This window comes from Methyloceanibacter sp., from assembly GCF_050728395.1.
In the GTDB taxonomy this organism is placed as follows: domain Bacteria; phylum Pseudomonadota; class Alphaproteobacteria; order Rhizobiales; family Methyloligellaceae; genus Methyloceanibacter.
The window spans coordinates 1-4,540 of record NZ_JBOHJB010000150.1 but is presented as its reverse complement, the minus strand read 5'-3'; the positions used below and the strand labels follow the sequence as shown (position 1 = coordinate 4,540).

Sequence of the window (4,540 nt, the reverse complement as noted above, 5' to 3'; positions counted from 1 at the left end):
AAGACCGTGATCCTCCAGAACATCGCCCACTCGGTCACCGCCAACCACCCGGAGTGCTATCTGATCGTGCTCTTGATCGACGAGCGGCCCGAGGAAGTGACCGACATGCAGCGCTCGGTGAAGGGCGAGGTGATCTCGTCGACCTTCGACGAGCCGGCCTCGCGTCACGTGCAGGTAGCCGAGATGGTCATCGAGAAGGCCAAGCGCCTGGTCGAGGCCAAGCGCGACGTGGTGATCCTGCTCGATTCGATCACGCGTCTCGGCCGCGCCTACAATACCGTGGTGCCCTCGTCAGGCAAGGTGCTGACCGGCGGCGTCGACGCCAACGCGCTGCAGCGCCCGAAGCGCTTCTTCGGCGCTGCCCGCAACATCGAAGAAGGCGGCTCGCTCACCATCATCGCCACGGCGCTGATCGACACCGGCAGCCGCATGGACGAGGTGATCTTCGAAGAGTTCAAGGGCACCGGCAATTCGGAAATCGTGCTCGACCGCAAGGTCGCCGACAAGCGCATCTTCCCGGCCATCGACATCGCCCGCTCAGGCACCCGCAAGGAGGAGCTCTTGGTTGTCGGCGATCAGCTCAAGAAGATGTACGTGCTCCGCCGCATCCTGAACCCGATGGGCACCCAGGACGCCATCGAGTTCCTGCTCGACAAGCTGAAGCAGACCAAGAGCAATGCCGAGTTCTTCGACTCGATGAACACGTAAAGCCCCGAACCTTCGCCGAAAGGCCGGGAACCTCCTCAGCGTTGGCGCCATCCAATGGCCTGTACGGGGCATTTCGTCCACGATTCAGCACGCGAAAGGAGCTTTCATGTATAGGACCATCACCCTCGCCGCAGCGCTGGCGGCAGCATTGGGCATTGCTGGCGCCGCCGCCGAGACCGCCGGGCCAACCGACCCGCAGATCGCGCATATCGCCTATACCGCCGGGCAAATCGACATCGAGGCGGGCAAGCAGGCACTCGAGAAGAGCCAGAACGAAGCCGTGCGCGCCTTTGCCCAGCAGATGATCGGCGACCACACCGCCGTGAACGACCAGGCTCTCGCGCTGGTCAAGAAGCTCAACGTCACGCCCGAGGACAACGCCACGAGCAAAAGCCTGAGTGAGGCCGCGAACGCCGAGGGCAAGAAGCTGGCGGGCCTGAGCGGCGCCGCCTTCGACAAGGCCTATGCCGACAACGAAGTGGCCTACCACAAGGCAGTCGACGATGCCGTCAGCAAGACGCTCATTCCGAGCGCGCAAAACGCCGAGCTGAAAGCTCTATTGCAGAACGGCCTGAAATTGTTCGAGGCTCACCTGGCGCACGCCGAGCAACTCGCCAAGCAGCTTCAGTGACGCGTGGGGACCAACCGCCATGGCAGGCATTGCGCCGGACTATGAGCAGAGGAGCGATATCGAGCTCGCGCGGCTCGTGGCCCGGCGCGATCCCCACGCCGTGCGCGTCGTCACGGGTCGCAACAATCAGCGCCTCTATCGCGCGGCCTGGAGTATCTTGCGCAATCGTGCCGAGGCGGAGGAGGCAGTGCAGGACGCCTATCTCAAGGCGTTCGCCGCCATGGACGGCTTTGCCGGTGCGTCGTCGCTCTCGACCTGGCTGACCCGGATCGTCGTCAATCAGGCCTTGGAAAGGAAGCGGACGGCCGAGCGGCGGGAGCGGCTTTTGCGCGAGCGGTCGGTGACCGATATCGCCGATCATCGGGAGAGAGTCATGGCAGCATCGGAAGCGACGCAATCACCCGAAGCCGAAGTCATGCGCGGGCAGATCGCCAAGCTGCTCGAGCGCGCCATTGCCAATCTGCCCGAGATATTCCGCCCGGTCTTCGTGCTGCGCGAGATCGAAGGCTTGAGTGTCGAGGAGACCGCGGACGTCTTGCAGATTCCGAAGGAGACCGTGAAGACGCGTTTGCTGCGCTCCCGGCGGCGGCTGCAGCGTGAGCTCGATCCGGAGCTTCGCGACGCGCTGCGCGGCACGTTTCCCTTTGCCGGCCGCGACTGCGACACGTTGACCGAACATGTGCTCGGCAAATTCCTCGCTGCTCCTCGTCAACGCCCGGCTTGACCGGGCATGACAAGACAACGGCAATGAAACGGTAATGTGCCGGTAATGTCGCAGAGCATCACGCGCGCGTGATGCGTTTAACCCTCGGGTGCGGCGTGTTTGATCATGGGACAAAATGACCGCTCTGCCGCAATGCGGAAGTGATAAGCGTTCTCGCTGTGGTGGCTTCCCCCCGAGCCATCACGTCTCTCTCCACGTGGACTGATATAGGAAGAAGCCCCGCCTCCCCCCGACGGGGCTTCTTTCTTTTCCAGCTGGGGGGCATTCGCGCACACCCTTGTCATTGCCGGGCTTGACCCGGCAATCCATTCTGCTGGCGCTTCAACGCGCTGACCCGCAACGGAATGGATGCCCGGATCAAGTCCGGGCATGACGATCGCTCAGCTCGATCTGTTGCCTTTCGGCGAGAGCGTCATGTCCTCGGTGCCGAACAGGCGCACGCCGCCATGCTGGAAGCGGAACTGGGTCTTGCGGCTGCGCGCGAACGCATCGCGATAGGTGATGGCGCCGAAGAAATAGATGGCCGACGTCCCGAGCTTGATCTTGCTCATATCTTCCTCGGTGAGCGGCTCGGGCAGGCGCGACTTGATGGTGAAACCGTCGCGGCCGGGATTGACGGTGCGCTCGCCGCCTTCCGGCGGGCCCCGCTCGAAGCTGTCGGCCATCGAATCGAGCACTCTGCAGTCGGCCCAATAGCTCACGCGGTGGGCAGGCGTCTGCCCGAAATTGCGGATGGTGCATTCGACCACCGGCTTCTCGCCGGCGGCGACGCCGGTGATGAAGGTCTCGCTCGGGCCGAGATAGGCGCGAAGCTGCATCTTGGCGAAGTCGTGCGTGCCGGCCACGAGATCGCGCGCGGCGAACCACAGGAAGATGGTGGAGAGCAGAAGGATGAGGGCGAAGCCGGCGACGATGTCGTCGCGGTTCTCGGTGTAGAAGCGCGTGAGGCATTCGCGCGTGCTCCGCGCCGTGAGCACGGTGGTGCCGTGGCTCTGCGGCGCGGCTGTGGCGGCGGCTTGCGGTTGCTCCTGTTTGAGGCAGGCCTGGAACGAGGGCGCGGTGCCGACGAGCAGGATGCCGATCAGGAGCAGGAGACTGAAAAAGAGCCAGGCGCGCAGTCTGAGCATCCCCGCCGCTCCGAGTGCTGAAGCGCCGCCTAAGCTATCCGGAACCGGACGCTCGCGGAAGCCACTAACGGCCGGCGGCTCAGGCGGTCCAGACAGCGACTTTCATGCCGTCGGCGCCGGTCTTGGCGAGCTCGAGAATGTCCTCCACGAGGCCGTATTTCTTGGCCTCCGCCGGCTCGATGATCTCCGGGTCTGCCTGGCCGTCCAAAGCTTGCAGATACTTGTCGGGGAGCTTGGCGCGCGCCTGCATGATCTTTCGTGCAAACGCGATGTCGCTCTTGAGCCGATCGGTCGCCTCGTTGATTTGATAGAGGGTGCGGTCGCCGCCGTCGAAGCCCCAGATATATTCATGGAAGAAGAAGCGGGCGAATGGGCTGCAGGTTCGCTTGCTGCCGGCGAGGAACACCGGCACCGCGGCACTGCCGATATGCCCCATGCCGTGCATGAGCACCGGGACCGGAAGCTGGGCGAGGAAATTGTACAGCGCCAGCGAATTGTCCGTGTTGCCGCCCGCGCTTGAAAACAGAATCATGAGCGAGCCGAAATCGTCCCGCTCGATGATGTCGGCGATCCTGCCGCGAAGATTGCTCACCGCCTCGGAATAGATATCGGCGCCGAAGGCGAGGCGGTATTCGGTCTTTCCATTGGCCATCTCGAAAGCTCTCAGAGAATAGTCCGACGACCCATCTACACCTATAAGTAGGCAAAAGGTTAATGTACTACTATTTGGCGAGTGATCGAAGCGGGCCCGTTATGCTATTCCGGTCGTGGTGATCGTTCCCTGCGGTCACCCCTTTGGTACGGAAGCCCCGGCCGGTCCACCTTGGCCGGGGTTTCTTTTTGCAAGTCGTGTCAAATTTTCCGGGCTTCGAGGGACAGTTTGAAACCTCTGCGGTGCTATGCAATCGCCCGTGATGGCGACCCTCCCATCACCGTTCCCGCTAGGAACCAGAAGCCCCGCTTCCCCCCCCGTAGCGGGGCTTCTCTTTTTTGGACTGCAGCCGGCATGGGTGTTTTATCCCTCCCCTTGACGGGGAGGGTGGCTCAGCCGGCCATCGGCCGGATGAGCCGGGTGGGCTGAGGCAGTCGTCGGTGGCCTTGCCGCCTCGAGCTGGGAAGACCCCCCACCCCGACGCCGCCAAGGGCGTCGTCGGACCTCCCCACGAGGGGGAGGTATTGTTCGTGGAAGACAGGGAACCCATCGCCGCGGCGCGGGTTGTCTCAAGACAGGACCGGCCAACCTACCCAAGGCCCTTCACCGGTGGCCGGTCCCATGGAAGTCGCATGAGCAGGAGAAGCCCCGGCCCCCTCCGGGACTTCTCTTGTTGCGCCGCACGGCTGACCGCTTGA

The 4,540-nt window shown here is 63.4% G+C and carries 5 protein-coding genes; 3 read left to right on the top strand and 2 right to left on the bottom strand.

From position 1 onward, the window contains the following. The 3 genes from rho to ACREC7_RS15805 all read left to right on the top strand — a co-directional run. The coding region (rho, locus tag ACREC7_RS15815; RefSeq protein WP_431556651.1) for a transcription termination factor Rho at positions 1-708 on the top strand (708 nt) is incomplete at its 5' end. A gap of 106 nt (positions 709-814) precedes the next feature. Beyond that, complete coding sequence (locus ACREC7_RS15810; RefSeq protein WP_431556650.1) at positions 815-1,339, top strand: DUF4142 domain-containing protein; 525 nt, start codon at positions 815-817, stop codon at positions 1,337-1,339. A 19-nt stretch (positions 1,340-1,358) separates the two neighbouring features. Next, on the top strand, positions 1,359-2,063 hold the full coding sequence (locus ACREC7_RS15805; protein ID WP_431556649.1) for an RNA polymerase sigma factor: 705 nt from the start codon (positions 1,359-1,361) through the stop codon (positions 2,061-2,063). Between the two features lie 380 nt (positions 2,064-2,443). Here the strand turns inward: ACREC7_RS15805 and ACREC7_RS15800 are convergent, their stop codons facing one another. Together ACREC7_RS15800 and ACREC7_RS15795 are read right to left on the bottom strand one after the other, a co-directional pair. Then, entirely contained in the window at positions 2,444-3,190 is a 747-nt protein-coding gene (locus ACREC7_RS15800; RefSeq protein WP_431556648.1) for a hypothetical protein, read from the bottom strand. A gap of 79 nt (positions 3,191-3,269) precedes the next feature. Then, positions 3,270-3,842, bottom strand: a complete 573-nt coding sequence (locus tag ACREC7_RS15795) for an ATP-dependent Clp protease proteolytic subunit (protein WP_431556647.1) — start codon at positions 3,840-3,842, stop codon at positions 3,270-3,272. Positions 3,843-4,540 lie beyond the last annotated feature (698 nt).

What these genes read in the sequence shown, in the direction of transcription:
- ACREC7_RS15810 (WP_431556650.1), top strand. Translation starts at nt 815, where the DNA reads ATGTATAGGACCATCACCCTCGCCGCAGCGCTGGCGGCAGCATTGGGC.
- ACREC7_RS15805 (WP_431556649.1), top strand. Translation starts at nt 1,359, where the DNA reads ATGGCAGGCATTGCGCCGGACTATGAGCAGAGGAGCGATATCGAGCTC.
- ACREC7_RS15800 (WP_431556648.1), bottom strand. Translation starts at nt 3,190, where the DNA reads ATGCTCAGACTGCGCGCCTGGCTCTTTTTCAGTCTCCTGCTCCTGATC.
- ACREC7_RS15795 (WP_431556647.1), bottom strand. Translation starts at nt 3,842, where the DNA reads ATGGCCAATGGAAAGACCGAATACCGCCTCGCCTTCGGCGCCGATATC.